The sequence below is a fragment of the Pseudonocardia sp. EV170527-09 genome (assembly GCF_008369905.1).
Classification (GTDB): Bacteria; Actinomycetota; Actinomycetes; order Mycobacteriales; family Pseudonocardiaceae; genus Pseudonocardia.
The window spans coordinates 1-320 of sequence record NZ_VRMC01000389.1; the positions used below are offsets into that span (position 1 = coordinate 1).

General features: G+C 68.1%; 1 protein-coding gene. It reads left to right on the forward strand.

Annotation, left to right across the window (positions count from 1 at the left end):
- Positions 1–259, forward strand: a 259-nt coding sequence (locus FVA95_RS29585) for an ATP-binding protein (protein WP_368667392.1), incomplete at its 5' end; no start/stop codon positions are given.
- Positions 260–320 lie beyond the last annotated feature (61 nt).

A 320-nucleotide genomic window follows, 5' to 3' on the forward strand; every position in this document is an offset into this window, starting at 1 on the left:
ACCGGTCGACGTCAGCCTCACGGACGATGCGTTGCTGCGGGTGGTCAACGGCGGACCGGCCGTGCCGGCGCCGGTGTTGCAGCGCCTGACCGAACGCTTCGTGCGCGGCAGCAGCGAAGCCAGCGGCAGCGGATTGGGCCTGGCGATTGCCAAGACCATCGTCCATGGGGTCAAGGCGCACATGACCCTGGCGTCGCCGGCCACAGGCCGGGACGACGGGTTTGAAGTGAACGTTCAGTTTTTGCGCGTGCCGGCCTGAACGTTCATCGCGCCCCGGCGGCGCTGCCGATCAGAAGTCGACGGTGACGCCGCTGTACAGC